The organism is uncultured Gemmiger sp. (assembly GCF_934561205.1).
GTDB lineage: Bacteria > Bacillota > Clostridia > Oscillospirales > Ruminococcaceae > Gemmiger.
In genome coordinates, this window is sequence record NZ_CAKTFU010000005.1 from 99,910 (window position 1) to 115,302 (window position 15,393).

Genomic DNA, 15,393 nt, shown 5'->3' on the forward strand with positions numbered 1-15,393 from the left:
CTCACTTTTCAGTCGTTGGGTTGCTTTTCCGCCCAGCGCTGCTTAAAGTAGTGCGCGGCCAGCTTGGGGGTGCGCTCCCGCGTGAACAGACCCTTGCGGTTGCAGCTGCCCACGCGCATGGGGCCTTGCTGGGTCGAAAAATCGGCATAGTTCCAAGGCCATTCTCCCACAACAAAGGGGCAGTTGTCAAGGCAGGCGTTGATGGTTTTGTAGTATTCGACCTGAAATTCCTCGGTAAACATCTCGGGGGCGGTGCCGTGCAGCCCGGCCACGGTGTCGGCGCCGTACTCGGACAAAATCAGGGGCTTGTCGATGGTTTTCCAGAAGTCCAGTTCCTGTGCAAAGGCGTAGGCGGCGTTTTGCAGATCGCCGCTCAAATTGTACCAGCCGTAGTAGCGGTTGATGCACACCACGTCCATGGTGCGGGTGGTGATATCCTTGGTGTAGTCGTTCTGGCAGCAGACCATCGTGACGGGGCGGTTCTGCGGGTCTTGCGCGTGGGCCTGCTCGTACAGCGGGCGCCAGTAGTCGCGGGCAGTTTCGGGGAAATGCTCGGTGTCCGGCTCGTTGCCAAGGCTCCACAGGGCAATGCAGGGGTGGTTTTTGTCGCGGTCGATCATGGCTTTCAGCACGGCGCTGTGGTAGTTTTTCAGCGGGAAGGTCTTGTACGGGTCGCACGCCGCGCCCGCGCCGATGCCCACGGCGGGGGTTTCGTCAATGACGACAATGCCCAATCGGTCACACAGGTCGTAGACCTCCTCGGCGTAGGGGTAGTGGCTCATGCGCAGGCAGTTGGCGTTGAGCCACTCGTACAATTTCAGGTCGGTCACAGTCACACACGCATCGTAGCCGCGCCCGCGGAACGCCGAATCCTCGTGCTTGCAGGGGCCTTTGAAATAGAACGGCACGCCGTTGATAAGGAACTTGTGCCCGCGCACCTCCACGCTGCGGAAACCGAACTTCTGGCGGTACTCGTCCGTGCCGAACCGCACCAGCGCCGTGTACAGGTAGGGCGTACCGGGGCGGGGCTGCCACAGGTGTGTGTTTTCTACATGCAGGGTGCCCTCTGCGCCGTCAGCCTCGGCCACAGCGCGGCCATCCGCATCCAGAACCGTCAGATGTACGCTTTCCTCCCCTTCCGTGGCCACGCTGTAACGCAGCGTACCGTCGGCCTCGGCCACCAGCGTGATGTCGCGGATGTAGGCGGCAGGGGTGGTGTACAGGCGCACGGGGCGGGTGATGCCCGCGTAGTTGAAAAAGTCGAAGTTGGGCAGGTTGACGCCCTGCGCCTGCTGGCGCGCCTTGCCGGCCTCCACGGCGGGAATCCCCGCGTTGTCGGAGCCGAAGAAGGCGGTGCCGCCCTCGTTGCCGACGGGCAGTGTGCTGTGTCCGATGCGGTTGTCCACCTCGACCTCCAGCGACACAGTGTCGCCGGGGTTGGCCAGCGCCGTGATGTCAACCTCAAAGGGCAGAAATCCGCCGCGGTGGGTCACGATCTCCTGCCCGTTCAGCCGCACGGCGGCGTTGTGGGTCACGGCGTCAAAGCGCAGCACACGGCGCGCACCCTCCGGCACGGTAAACTCGGTGCGGTAGTACGCCATACCGTAGTGGCGGCGGAACTCCGGGTCGGGGCTTTGGTCGTTGTAGGACGCAGGCACCGCGATGGGCTGCCACGGCTCATTGGCGTTGAAACGGAAATCCCACACGCCGGACAAATCGCGGACGCTGCGGGCAGCATTGGTTTGCGGATACATAAGAATTACCTCTCCTCTATTATGCGAATATGGATTACTTATACCAACTTTCCACTTGGGTGTTCAGCACGGCCATGCCGACAGGTATCTCATACCGAACAGCGGGTATGACGGTGTTGGGGTCGTACAGGTTCGTATTGGGCGCTGCGTTGATGATGACCCCCTGCCCCGCCGTGCCCCGTACCACACAGCGCGCGGCGTCGTTGTGCGCCTCGGCCTGGTTGCCGTCCGCTGCGGCGGCAAAGCCGGCGGCGAATTTCGGAACGGCAAATCCGCAGTCGTAGGCAGTGCAGGCGATGCTGCTTTCCACTGTGTGGGTGCGGGTGTGCCCCCACGGCGTGGGAATCAGCTCGGTCGTGACCCGTATGCCGGGGAAGGGCCGCCACTCGCTCAGCAAACGGTCGCCCAGCAGCACAAATTTATCGCTGTGGCGACGAACAAATGTCCAACCGTCAATCACAAAGGCCAGCATACTGTCAGGCGCGGTCTGTTCCAACTGGATATAACTGCGGCTGGCCGAAAACCCGAAGCGCGTGTTGTAGACGAACTTGCCGTATTTTTCGGCAAACTGGCCGTGGTCGCCTTTTTCGTAGCTGGCGGGCGAGTACGCATTCAGCTGGCCGTCGGGCAGACGCTGCAGCAGCAAATCGGCGCTGGACTGCGGGGTCACGCCGGGGCGCGTCAATTCCCTCGGCAAGGGCGCGGCCTCACACGACCAAAAGGGGTGGTCGTCGGGCAAGGCCAGCAGCAAAAAGACCTTCAATCCCCAATAGGGGCTGCCGGGGGCGTTGTACTGCTCGGCCATGTACATCTGCGGGTAGCCGTAGCCGATGGTCAACACGCCGTCGCGGTCAAAGATGGGTCTTGCCAGCCACCATTGCAGGTTGCGCACGATGATGCCCTTCATCACAGGCAGGGGCAGCGGTTCCAGCCCCGCCCAAATGCAGGCGGCGTAAAACGCGCTTTGGCCGATGCGGTAGCCAAGGCTGCGTCCAAAGGGCAGCGCAGCGCCGTTTTCGTCAAACCATTGGGCAAACTGACGGCCGAACAGCACCGCGCGCTCACGGTACAGCGCGGCGCGGGCGGGGTCGCGCTTGGCGGCAAACACGCTGTACAGAACCGTGTAATATTGAATGGCCCATGGGTTGTAGTAGTCCTTTTGCGGCTTGATTTCCGCCGGCCCGTCAGAGTACCAGCCGTCCCCGACGTACCACTTGTCTACCTCGGCCATGTCGGCGGCCGCCAGTACCATATCGCAGGGTCTGCCGACGGAATCCAGTGCCAGATCGACCAGCACACGAAACAGCAGCCAGTTGCAGCCGGGCAACTCGTGGTGGTTGATGGTGTCCAGCCAGCGGGCAAGGTTTGTCTTTTGCGGCTCGGTCAGCGGGTGCCAGACATTTTCGGGCGTTTCCAGAATGGCACAGGCAATCGCCGCCATCTCGACAAACAGCTGGTCATAATCATGGGGGTCGCCCCAGTATTCGGGGCTTTGGGGGTCGCTGCCGTTGGCCAGTCCCCTTTGGTACAAGGATAAAAACTCCTCGGCCTTTCCGCCGCCTGCCCAAAGCGGTGCCAGCGCCCACAGCGGGCGGGAGAACGCCTCCATGCCGATGGTGCGCTCAGGGTAGGTGGCGCCGGTATCGCCCGGATGCACCAGTGCCCCGCCCGCAGAATACAGCGGCAGCAGCGGATTCAAAAAGCGACGTGCCAGCGATGTGAAATCAGATTTTGTATGTAAGTTCATCACCAATACAGCTCCCAATCTTTGGTCAGGCGGGTCAAGGCTTCCATATAGAAATAATCGCCCCAACTCACGCACTCGTCCACGCCCTCAGGCGTGCAGGTATTGTACGGGCTTTTTTTGCTGTATGTGCCGTGGCGCACAAGACCGATGCCCGGCTGCCACTGCCTGACGGCGTAATGCTCTGCCAGACTGCCCAGCATCTGCGCCGCCAGCATAGTGTATTCGGCGGCGGTGTCATCGTCGGCATATTTGGCAGCCTCCAACAGACCGCACGCCACAATGGACGCCGAGGAGGAATCCCGCGGCTCGTCATCGCCGTCGGTAAAGGTCATATCCCAATAGGGCACCATATCGTCGGGCAGGCGGTCAAGGTAATAGGCCAGCACCTTGCGGAAGGCATCCAGATATTCGGGGCGCTTGGTGTAGCGGTAGCTGATGGCGGTGCCGTACACGCCCCACGCCTGCCCGCGCGCCCAGCAGCTGTCGTCCTTGTAGCCCTGGCAGGTCGCGCCGCGCACGGGGGCGCCTGTCACGGGGGCCATAAAAAAAGTGTGGTAGGTCGAGCCGTCGGGGCGGATGGAGTTGGCCAGGCAGGTCGCCACATGGCGGTGCGCAAGCTCGGCGTAGTGGGTGTCGCCCGTGGTTTCGGTTGCCCAGTACAGCAGCGGCACGTTCAGCAGACAATCAATAATGTAGCGGTAGTTGTCCTTGGCGCCCAGCGGGCCCCAGGCCTGAAAGAACCCACCTTTTTCCTGAAACCGCGTGCAGAGCTGGTCGGCTGCCAAAAGCGCGGCGCGGCGTCCTTTTTCGCTGCCGGTCAGCTTGTAGGCCGCCACGCAGGACGGGCTGTACAGAAAACCCATGTCGTGGTGGTCCACCTCGATCTTGTTTTCAATGCGGTGCAAAAAGCTGTCCACCAGTGTCAGGGCGGTATTTTTGAACGCTTCGTCGCCGGTGCGCTCATAGCTCAGCCAGACCTCACCCGGCCAGAACCCGCAGGTCCACTGGTTGTTTTCGCAAGGCGGGTAGATATCGTGAACACTGGAATGATTCTGGCAGTTGTCGGTAAACAGCGGCAGATTTTGCTGCACCAGCCCCACGGCGGTATTCAGCGCCGCCGCGGCCTTGTCCTTGGTCAGAACGGGGGATTTGAATTGTTTTAACATAAGAAACCTCGTTGTTCTCAGAGAAAAGATAAAAGATAACAGAAAATAAATAAGGGGGAGTTTTTGCCTTTGGCGAAAACAAAGGCGAGGGATTGCGGTCTTGTTTTTTGTGTGGAGCGCAGCGGAACGCGCCACCATAATTTTTATCTTTTATCTTAAAAAACGGGGCGCAGGGCTTACCGCCTGCGCCCCGTTTCCATGGGTAATGCTATCAGCCCTTCAGGCCGCTGGATGCAACGCCCTGCACAAAGTATTTCTGCAGGGACAAAAATACGATCAGAACCGGGATCAGTGCAATGACCGACGCCGCCATGATCAACCCGTACTCGGCAGAATACTGGCTGATGAACATGCGCAGACCGATCTGGATGGTTTTCAGTTCCGTTTTGGTCAGGTAGATCAGGGGGCCGAGGAAGTCATTCCAGGTGTTCACAAAGGTGAAGATCACCAGCGTGGACACCGCCGGCAGCGACAACGGCAGCATGATGCGGGCGTAGATGCCGTACTCGGACAAGCCGTCGATACGCGCAGCCTCACACAGCTCGGTGGGAACGCCCTCGTAGAACTGCTTCATCATAAAGACGCCGAACGCGCTGAACGCCTGCAAACAGATGATGGCCAGATGGGTGTTGTTCAGATGCCAGGAGCGCATCATCATAAACTGCGGCACCATGTAGGCCTGCCAGGGCACAGCGATGGTTGCAATGTAGCCGAGGAACAGCACGTTCTTGCCCTTGAAGTTCAGCTTGGCGAACGCATAGGCGGCAAAGGAGGAGGTCAGCACCTGCAAGATCGTGACCACGATGGTCAAAAACGCCGTGTTCTTGATAAAGGTTAGCAAGGGGATCTTTGTCCAGATATCCAGATAGTTCTGCGGGCGCGGGTTGGAGGGGATCCACTCAATGGGGAAGGTGAAAACGTCCTTGTTCATCTTAAAGGACGCCGAAAGCATCCACAAAAACGGGATGAGCATCAGCGCCGCCACAAGGATCAGCAGTGCGTAGATCAGCACGCGGCTGACGATGTGCTGGACCTTCATGGAACCGGTTTTTTCTTTTACAGCGGTAGTAGCCATGGTGTATCCTCCTTTCCTTAATCGTTGTTGGTGGAGCCTTTGAACTGGATAACCGTGACAAACAGCACCAGCACAAACAGCACCATCGACACGGCACTGGCGTAGCCGTACTTGGGTGTGTTGACAAAGGCAACGTTGTAAATGTAGTAGACAAGCGTCATGGTGGCATTGCCGGGGCCGCCCTGGGTGATCATATACATCTGGTCATATACCTTGAAGGAGGCGATCGTCAGCATGATAACGACAAAGAAGGTCGTGGGTTTCAGCTGCGGCAGCGTGACGTTCCAGAAAATCTGCCACTTGTTGGCACCGTCCAGCTCGGCGGCTTCCTCCAGTTCGGGGTTGGTGCCCTGCAGACCGGCCAGGTAGATAACCATGTAGTAGCCCATGTTCTTCCAGACGCTGAACAGAATGACCGTCAGCATAGCGGTGTCCTTGCCGGCTGCCCACTTGGGCAGGTTTTCGACACCCAGCCCCGCCAGGATCTGGTTGACAGGACCCATCGAGGGGCTGAAGATCATGTTCCAGACGGCTGCCACGGCAACCAGTGAGGCAACATACGGGAAAAACGATACCGTGCGGAAGAAGTTGCGGCACTTGACCTTCTGGTTCAGCAGCATCGCCAAACCCAGACTGCACACCAATGTAAGGGGTACGGTGCCGACGGCATAGACCAGCGTGTTAACAAAGGCGGCCTTGAAGGTCTTATCGCTGAGCAGCGCCACAAAGTTGCTGATGCCGGTGAACTCAACGGGGTGAACGCCGTCCCAGTTGCAGAAGGAAAGTGCAATGGCAAAAATCATGGGTACCAGCGTAAAAACGCAGAAACCGATGAAGTTGGGGGCAATAAAGCTGTAGGCAACAAGGCTGTCCCGCGTGGATTTTTTCATTCCGCGTTTTGGGGCTGCCTGAATGGCCTGCGTGGTTTCGGCCATGGATCATACCTCCTCGGAGTGTTGACTTGCATAAGATAAGGGGCAGGCGCGCCCGCCCGCCCCTTTACGAAAAAGAAGGAAAACTTGGAGAAAATCAGAAGAAATCAGGGATGTAAGTATCAGCCCAGCAGCGCAGCAACCTGCTCGTTCATGTTGGCGATGCCCTCGTCGATGGTCTCGCTCTCGGTCATGATGGCGTCATGCTCGGTGTTCAGGATGGTCTCGATCTCGCTGGCCTTGTCGGACAGGGGCATTTCGAGGTAAACGGCAGTAGTCTTCAAAGCCTCCTTGGAGTTCTCATCATTGGGGAAACCATCGGTAGAAGCGATGATCTCGCTGGTCTTATCGCTGGAAACTGCGGGGAAGTTGCCGGTAGCTGCCAGTGCCTCGGCGGCTTCTTCGGAAGCGCACCAATTCAGGAAGTCGGCAGCAGCTGCTTTCTTTGTGGAGTTGGCGTTGATAGCCAGGCTGGTCACAGTGCCCAGAGTGGAGCCGGCAGGTGCATCATCAGGATGAGGATACTTGACGATGCCGAAGTTGACGGGCTGGACGCCGTTGGCAGAAGCCTCAGCGTTATACTTCTGCATAGTAGCCAAGAACCAGGAACCCATGTTGCACATGGCAGCCTGACCGTTCTGGAAAGCGCCGGAGTAGTGCAGTCCGGAGGTCTTCTGTTCACCGTAGTTGGGAACAACTCCATCCTGCTGTTCTTTCAGGATCATTTCGTAGTAGGGCTTCAGGAAGTCGTAATTACCATCGATGATGGTGTTCTTGCCATCCAGAATGCCGAACAGGGAAACGGTGGAGCGCCATGTATGATAGATGTTGCCATAAACACCTGTTTTCTCATTTACCTCGCGAATCTTGGCGTCCCACTGTTCCATGGTCATATCATTGGTAGGATACTCGATGTTATTGGCATCAAAGATATCCTTGTTGTAGTAGACGACCCAGAAAGAAGAGATAAACGGGACAGCGTAATAATTGCCGTCATCCGCAGTCAGCTGCTCGATAACGCCGTTGAACTTAGATGTATCAACATCCAGCGTGGTGTTCAGTGGCTCCAGAACGCCCAAATTGATAAGGTTTGCATAACCGGGGATATCCTTGATAGAAACAATATCCAACTCACCATTGGCACCGGCCAACTGGGTGGCCAGCTGGGTCATGTAATCGGTAGAGCCGAGGTCAACCATGTCGAACTTGACATTGGGATGGCTAGCCGTGTAAGTATCAGCCAGTGCGCTCCACTGGGAAGTAGAATCCTTATCCCACAGTGCCCAAGTCAGGGTGACGGTCTCACTGTCGGAGGCCGATGCGGTGCTGTCGGCAGACGCAGCAGCGGAAGAAGTGCTTTCCGTGGAAGCGGCGCCGCCGCAGGCTGCCAGGCTCATTGCCATGGTACCGGCCAGGCCAAGGGCTGCGATTTTTTGCAGTTTGCTCATAATGTTTCTCCTCCTAAATGTCTTTTTGGGAAGGCGTTCCGTAGAGGGCCTGTCCCTTTCGATGCCTTAATGATACACTATCTGCCTGTCGAAAGCGATGGTATTTTTGGAGATGAATTTGCAAAATTTACGGTAGTTCCCCAAATGGGACCGCAAAAAGATGTAATATTTCAAGAAACCTGCAATATTTATCTTTTTGACAGTTCTAAACGATATATCAGCCATCATTTTGTAATATTTGTATAGTTTTATGCTTGACAGGGCGAATCAGATACGGTATCTTTTTATAAAGAAGTCATTCGGTTTGCAGGGAAATGCGTCTCTGCATTTGTTTTCGCCCTTGCAAAAACTCCGCCGATCCTATCCATCATTACCCGTTTATATTGTATATAACAAGGAGCCTGCTATGGCAAAATTCACCCTGCGCAGGGGCAGCTTGCAGGTGCGGCTGCTGGTGCTTACCATGCTGTTTACCTTTTGCGTGTCGGCGGTCATCGCCGTAAGCAACCTGCTCCAACTCAACGCCGAGTGGGAACGCACCACGCTGCTCAACGCCGAATACGCCCTGCAAACTGCCGCCAATGCCATCGCCCGCGACATTGAGGAAATTGACGACCTGGCCGGGTGGTGTACCTACAATCCCTCCATGCGCACCTATCTCTTGACCGATGTTGCCGGCAACAACCAGGCGCTCTCGATGTATCCCAGCATTTCGGCTAAATATAACTCCCTGCGTACACTGCCGTTTGTCCAGCGGTTTATGCTCATCAACGCCACCGGGCGGCCCATGATGTTCGGCACGGCCACTGCCAACGTTCTGTCCCTCACGCCGGATCTGCTGCAAGCCATACCCGGCTACTGTGAACCAAGCTACGGCTGGCAGTCCATCGTGCGCGACCCGCTGGCGCTCACGTCGCAGGCAGCCGAAACCATCCCTATCACCCGCACGCTAACGCTGCCCGGCACCGACCGCACGGCACATGTCTGCGTGTTTGTCTCCCCCAATCTTGTCACCGTGCCGCTGCGCAGCTTTACCCTGCCGGAGGGCGGGCAGCTTTTGTGGGAGATGGGTGCCCACGTCTACGCACTGGACGGCGGTACGCTGACCGAGTTGGCCAATGACCGTTCCTATTATAAAAACGCCAAGCCCTTTGCGGCCGATATGCGCGACAGCCTGACCGAGGTCTACACCGACGGCAGCGGCGTCAACAGCCGGTTTGTGGTGCGGTATCCCATCGGGATGCACGATCTGTACCTGATTGAAATTTTGCCCACCGGGCCGATGCAGCGGCAAATCCCCTACCTGTCGGTTTCCCTGATATTTACGCTGGCGGCCATTGCGGCGCTGGGCGCGGCGCTGGAAATTCTGCTGTATCGCATGATAGCCCACCCCATCACAGCACTGCAAAGCCGGATCGAAAAAATCGGCAGCGGTGATTTTTCTGCCGACCCTGCCATTGAATGGGACAACGAGCTGGGCGACATCGGGCGCGGCATCAACCGCATGGCGGGCAATATTACCACCCTGATGGACCGCCGCCTTGAGGACGAAAAGCAAAAGCAGGACCTGGAATACCGTATGCTGCAAAACCAGATCAACCCGCATTTTATCTACAACACGCTGAACAGCATCAAGTGGATGGCGACTATCCAGCACGCCCCCGGCATTGCCGAGATGGTCACAGCGTTGTCCCGTCTGCTGAAAAGTGTGTCCAAGGGCAACGAAAGACTGGTGCCTTTGTACCAGGAATTTGCACTGCTGAACGATTATTTTACCATCCAGCAATACCGCTACGGCGGCACCATCACACTGGATGTCAGCTATATCGAGGACGAAAACCTTACCCACACCTGCCTGATTCCCCGCTTTACGCTGCAACCGCTGGTGGAAAATGCGATTTTCCACGGCATTGAGCCGAAGGGCAGCGCGGGCGAGGTCACCCTGCGCGTAGAGCGTGCTGCCGACGGCGATGTGTTGATCCACCTAACGGACGACGGCATCGGCATGACGCCTGAGCAGGCCGCCAAGGCCCTGCGTGAACCCGGCCCCGAGGAGGCTGCCGCCAAATACCGCCATGTGGGCATGTGGAATGTCCACCGTCGTCTGCAATACAGCTTTGGCGACGCCTACGGGCTGAGCATAGAAAGCGAACCCGGCATAGGCACCACGGTGACCATCCGCCTGCCGGGGCAGGAAGCCTGATAACGGTTTCCCTCTCCGTTTTCGCCGTTGGCGAAAACACCACCTTATTTATTATCTTTTATCTCTTATCTATAAAACCGAGGTGATCCCTTGACACGCATCTTTCTTGTTGACGACGAACCTCTGGTCCTCATCGGTATGCAAGGTATGCTGAACTGGGCCGAGCTTGGCTATGAGGTCGTGGGCACAGCCCGCAACGGCGCCGAGGCGCTCAAGGCCATTGAGGAAAAGCGGCCCGACATCGTGGTTTCCGACATCCGTATGCCGGTTATGGACGGCTTTGCGCTGGCAGAAAACTGCCATAAGGACGGTTCCTCTCTGCCTGTATTCATCATGCTGACCAGCTATGAGGAATTCGACTACGTCAAGCGCAGTATGCGCCTGGGTGTGGTGGATTACCTTGTCAAAATTGACCTGACCGCCGAAAGCCTGACCGCTGCACTGGAAAAGGCTCGCGCCGCTGCCGAAAAAGAAAAGCGCCTGCAAGCCCCCGCTGCGCCCGCCGTCAGCGTGGACAGCTACCGCGACCGCCTGTTTATGCAGCTGTACGGCGGCCTTTTGACCGACCGCGAACGGTTTGACCGCCAATGCGCCGAGCTGGGACTTGACTTTCATGACCCGCTGTACGTCCTGGCGCTGGGCAGCATCCAAACCCCCGGCCTTACCACCGAGCAGCTGTTGACTTTAAGCACCGGCGTCACCCGTATGGCCGCCGAGACCCTGCCCAAATACCGTCCCTGCCGTGTCATCGGCATGGATCTGCGGCATTTTTCGGTGCTGCTGCCCCTGCAGCAAGGCGAGGATCCCGAAACCGCCCTCTCCCCTGCCCTGTGCAGCACAGGCCAGATTTTATATAACTATTTCAGTTCGGAGATTTACTGGGCCGTCGGCCGCCCTGTGGACGATATTCTGCAAATCTCCCAAAGTCAGCGGGACGCCTTTGCCGCCTTGCAGCTGCTGCGCAGCGATGCGTCCATCGTCTTTTGGCACGAGCGCCCCAACACCCCGCTGGATCACCGTGCCCAGGTCGTGGGGCAGGTGCAGCATTATATCCGTGATCACCTGGCCGAAAAGCTGACCTTAAACGATGTGGCCGCGATGTTCAATTTCAGCCCCAACTACCTCAGCCAGCTTTTTGCCCAAAACAGTGAGAGTGGTTTTGTGGAATTTGTCACCGCCACCCGCATCGCCGCCGCCAAGGAGCTGATGGCCTCTACCGACAAGAAAATCTACGAGATCAGTATGCTGGTGGGGTTTGACAGCGCGTTCTATTTCAGTAAGGTTTTCAAAAAGCTGGAGGGCAGCAGCCCTCGCGAGTATATTCAAAGAATGAAGGGATCGTATGTTGACGCAAAAGATGACGCTGAGCTTTGATACGGTGCGCCCCGTTTTGTACCCGCCTTACACCGACCGTGCTGCCTGGCAAAGTCTGCCGTGTGCGGCGCGCTGGCAGGCTGCCGGGCAAGACGCCCTGCGGGAGGCTGCCGCGCTGCCTGCACTGCCGCTTTCACTGTGGCTGCAATTTACCCAAAACGGTGACCGCTCACATTGGGAACACGCCTATTTTGCCCGCCGCCGCACGCTGTGCGCCCTGACCATGGCCGAAGCCGTCACGGGGGACGGCAGCTATCTGCCCGCCATTACCGATGTGGCGTGGGCCATCTGTGAGGAATCCGCCTGGCAGCTGCCCGCCCACAACAGCTATCTGCGCGATGCACCGCAACTGCCCACGCCCAATATCGAACGTCCCATCGTCGATTTGTTTGCTGCCGAGACCGGTGCCCTGCTTGCAACGGTTTACGGCTTGCTGGGCAAGTCGCTGGACGCCTACGCGCCCGGCCTTGCCGAACGTCTGCGCGGGGAGGTTGAGTTCCGCATTCTGACGCCCTACCTCACGTCGCATTTCTGGTGGATGGGCCACGGTGATGAACCGATGTGCAACTGGACGCCGTGGTGTACCCAAAATGTACTGCTGGCCGCCGTACAGTGCGCCGATGCCGCCCGCCTTCCTGACTTTGTGCGGCAGGCGGCATACAGCCTGGACTGTTTTTTGAAGGACTACGGCGAGGACGGCTGCTGCAGCGAGGGCGCACAGTATTACCGCCACGCTGCGTTGACGATGTTCAGCGCATTGTCGCTGCTGTGCGGCATAGCCCCCGGCGTGTTCGATGACGTATGGCAGGAGCAGAAAATCCGCAACATGGCCGTGTACATCGTCAATATGCACGTCGGCGGGCCGTATTACTTCAACTTTGCCGATTGCAGCCCGCAGGCGGGCGCGCGCGGTGTGCGGGAGTATCTGTTCGGCAAAAAAGTCGGCAGCCTGCCGCTGATGACATTGGCCGCCCGCGATTGGGCTGCCGCCGTGGCCGCACCTGATCCCGACCGCTTGCATCACCCTGATGACAGCGAGGGCATCAACCTGTATTACCACATCCAGACCGCTCTGGCGGAAAAGGAGGTGCTGGCTTTTGCCCAAAACGCCGCCCCCGTACCGCCGCCCGATGTCTGGTACCCCAGCGTGGGCATTCTCGTCAGCCGACGCGGCGCCTTTTCCCTGGGAGCCAAGGCCGGCTGCAACGCCGACAGCCACAACCACAACGACGTCGGCAGTGTGACGCTGTACAAAAACGGCTTACCTCTGCTGATCGATGTAGGCGTCGAAACGTACAGCAAAAAGACCTTCAGCCCGCAGCGGTATGAGATTTGGACCATGCAGTCAAGTTGGCACAACTTGCCGGAATTTGACCCCGACGGCGCAGCGTATCAACAGCAGGCGGGCGCGGAATTTGCCGCTGCCGCCGTGACAGTGGCAGATACTTTGGACGACATCACGATGGATATCGCCCCCGCCTACGGCAATGTGCCCGGCCTGACCACCTACCGCCGCACAGTGACCTTAACCGAAAGCGCCTTGCATTTGCAGGACAAAACCGACTACACAGGTACCGTGGCGCTTACCCTGATGAGTGTCGAAAAGCCCGTCAGCGATGGCCGCTGCGTACAGTTCGGTACCTTGGCAGAAGCCATTCTGGACGGTGCATCGAAAATTCTTGTTGAGCCTGCGCCCATCACGGACGCCCGCCTGCGTCAGGCTTGGCCCGATACCTTGTACCGCACACGGGTGTATTTTACCGGGCAGCTCCGCCTTACCATTTCTTGAAAGGACGATACACATGGAACTCTTGAAGCTGAAAATTCTGGATACCGACGGCAACACCTTGCTCACCGCCCCCGGCGCAGAGCAGGTCAGCCTTGTGTATATGAACGCCTACAAGCCCGGTGACCGCGTGGCATTGGAAATCGGCACGCCCGGGCAGTATATCGTCATTCAATTTGAGGACACAATGCCCCCTGCCTTGGTGTATGTCGTCAAGCGGGAGATCAACTTCCACATTCCCTTCGGCGAGCAGGCTATCACATACAGCCCCAAGAGCTTTGCGGGCAGCTGCCACATTATCCGCGCCCGTTTTGCCACTGCGCAGGAAATTGCCGAACGCCGCAATCTGGCCTTTAACCCCTATGACGAGCACGGCGACACAGGGTTTTATCCCCACGCATCCGCCAACGTGGAAACCCGCGGCGAGGCTGTATTTGCCGCCCGCAACGCTGTGGACGGCATCTACGAAAACGATGCCCACGGCACATGGCCGTACCAGAGCTGGGGCATAAACCGCGACCCCAACGCTGCCCTGACGCTGGATTTCGGCCGCGCCGTCACACTGGACGAAGTGCGCCTGACCCTGCGCGCGGATTTCCCGCACGACAGCTGGTGGACGCAAGCTACCGTTGCTTTTGACGATGGCAGCCGCGAGGTTTTGCAGCTGCAAAAGACAGCCGCCCCGCAGACCTTTGCCATTGCTCCGCGCACCGTAAAAAGCCTGAAGCTGTACGAACTGAAAAAAGCCGATGACCCCTCCCCCTTCCCCGCCTTGACCCAGCTGGAGACATGGGGTACTCCGGCAGAATAACGCCCCATCGAATCACAAACCCGCCCGGATGCTGCATCCGGGCGGGTTTTGTCTTAGGCATTTTTCCTCTTGGCGGTCTTGCGGTACTCGTTGGGGCTGATGGCCTCGATTTTATGAAAACACTTGGAAAAATACGCCAGCGACCCGAACCCGATTTGCGCGGCAATTTGGGTCAAACTGAAATCCGTACTGGTCAGCAGAGCCTTGGCCTCGGTAATGCGGCGTTTCATCAGGTAGTCGATGGGTGAGGTTCCGTACTCTTTCTTAAACGAGTGGGAAAGATAATATTTGTTGACGTGCGCCACCTCTGCCAACTTATCCAGCGTGATGGCGCTTCCGTAATTTTCGTCGATGTACCGTTTTGCTGCGGCACACTCCTTGCTTTCGGAGGGCGGTGCCGTCACCCGCAGCGACAGTGCAGCACTGCGCACGATTTTAACCAGCAGCACCTCGGTCAGATCCTGGCATACCATCTCGCAGCCGTCCTCGCGCGCATCGATCTCACGCAGCAGCATCTTGGTAAGGCCCAGCAGGTCCTCGCGCATGGCCGCACATTTTACCATCGTGTAGCCCTGATCCCTTTGGTTAAAAAGTACCTCTATCCCCTCAATGCCCAGCACGATATACTCCAGTGGGTTTGCCTTATAGCTTAACTCGGTGTGTTGGGTGCGGGGATTTACAATGACCATATCATCGGGCGCAACATCCAGCATTTTACCCTCCACATTAAACTGACCGCGCCCGTTCACACAGTAAAACACCTCCGTGCAGGAGTGTGTATGCGGCACCGAATTCCAGTCCCCGCCAAAACGACTCTTGCTGACATACATCAGTCGGATGGCCTCCCGCGGGGGAACATCCATATCAAACTCATACCGTGTATTCATGACGATATACCGCCTCATTTTTAGAATTATGACAAAATGGTTAAAATCTGTTACGCAAGATATGTAAAATCAAAAGCAACATATAGCAAGCAGTAGTTCATGCAAGATCCGATACCGTTTCTATTATAGCGTATTCCGCCGCACATTGCAATGCCGGCCTTTATAAAATACAACGTTCCTTCTATGTTTTTTCATATACGATGCAGCGTC

The 15,393-nt window shown here is 57.5% G+C and carries 11 protein-coding genes; 4 read left to right on the plus strand and 7 right to left on the minus strand.

All coding sequences use genetic code 11. The features are described 5' to 3' along the window. Window positions 1-8 precede the first annotated feature (8 nt). From uidA to Q0I19_RS04710, 6 genes are all read right to left on the minus strand, one after another. A complete protein-coding gene (gene uidA, locus Q0I19_RS04685; RefSeq protein ID WP_294760007.1) occupies window positions 9-1,754 on the minus strand; it encodes a beta-glucuronidase in 1,746 nt (581 codons plus the stop codon). A gap of 34 nt (window positions 1,755-1,788) precedes the next feature. Continuing rightward, window positions 1,789-3,501 (minus strand): DUF2264 domain-containing protein, encoded by a 1,713-nt coding sequence (locus tag Q0I19_RS04690; protein WP_294760008.1) that lies wholly within the window; start codon window positions 3,499-3,501, stop codon window positions 1,789-1,791. Then, the gene (locus Q0I19_RS04695; protein ID WP_294760009.1) at window positions 3,501-4,667 is read right to left on the minus strand and encodes a glycoside hydrolase family 88 protein; all 1,167 of its coding nucleotides are present in this window, start codon (window positions 4,665-4,667) and stop codon (window positions 3,501-3,503) included. Before Q0I19_RS04695 ends, Q0I19_RS04690 begins: the two co-directional genes overlap by 1 nt. A 211-nt stretch (window positions 4,668-4,878) precedes the next feature. Continuing rightward, complete coding sequence (locus tag Q0I19_RS04700; protein WP_366012415.1) at window positions 4,879-5,742, minus strand: carbohydrate ABC transporter permease; 864 nt, start codon at window positions 5,740-5,742, stop codon at window positions 4,879-4,881. Window positions 5,743-5,759: 17 nt separating this feature from the next. Then, complete coding sequence (locus Q0I19_RS04705) at window positions 5,760-6,677, minus strand: sugar ABC transporter permease (RefSeq protein ID WP_294760010.1); 918 nt, start codon at window positions 6,675-6,677, stop codon at window positions 5,760-5,762. A gap of 119 nt (window positions 6,678-6,796) precedes the next feature. Further along, window positions 6,797-8,122, minus strand: a complete 1,326-nt coding sequence (locus tag Q0I19_RS04710) for an extracellular solute-binding protein (RefSeq protein ID WP_294760011.1) — start codon at window positions 8,120-8,122, stop codon at window positions 6,797-6,799. 406 nt (window positions 8,123-8,528) lie between these two features. Between Q0I19_RS04710 and Q0I19_RS04715 the strand changes: the two genes are divergently transcribed. The 4 genes from Q0I19_RS04715 (at window position 8,529) to Q0I19_RS04730 (ending at window position 14,296) form a co-directional block, all read left to right on the plus strand. Further along, window positions 8,529-10,325 (plus strand): histidine kinase, encoded by a 1,797-nt coding sequence (locus tag Q0I19_RS04715; protein ID WP_294760013.1) that lies wholly within the window; start codon window positions 8,529-8,531, stop codon window positions 10,323-10,325. A 90-nt stretch (window positions 10,326-10,415) separates the two neighbouring features. Next, window positions 10,416-11,699, plus strand: coding sequence for a response regulator (locus Q0I19_RS04720; protein ID WP_294760014.1), 1,284 nt, complete (start codon window positions 10,416-10,418; stop codon window positions 11,697-11,699). Further along, a complete protein-coding gene (locus Q0I19_RS04725; RefSeq protein ID WP_294760015.1) occupies window positions 11,668-13,488 on the plus strand; it encodes a heparinase II/III family protein in 1,821 nt (606 codons plus the stop codon). Before Q0I19_RS04720 ends, Q0I19_RS04725 begins: the two co-directional genes overlap by 32 nt. 13 nt (window positions 13,489-13,501) lie before the next feature. Next, on the plus strand, window positions 13,502-14,296 hold the full coding sequence (locus tag Q0I19_RS04730; RefSeq protein WP_294760017.1) for a carbohydrate-binding protein: 795 nt from the start codon (window positions 13,502-13,504) through the stop codon (window positions 14,294-14,296). 53 nt (window positions 14,297-14,349) lie between these two features. Here Q0I19_RS04730 and Q0I19_RS04735 read toward each other — a convergent pair whose 3' ends face one another. Continuing rightward, on the minus strand, window positions 14,350-15,183 hold the full coding sequence (locus Q0I19_RS04735) for an AraC family transcriptional regulator (protein WP_294760019.1): 834 nt from the start codon (window positions 15,181-15,183) through the stop codon (window positions 14,350-14,352). Window positions 15,184-15,393 lie beyond the last annotated feature (210 nt).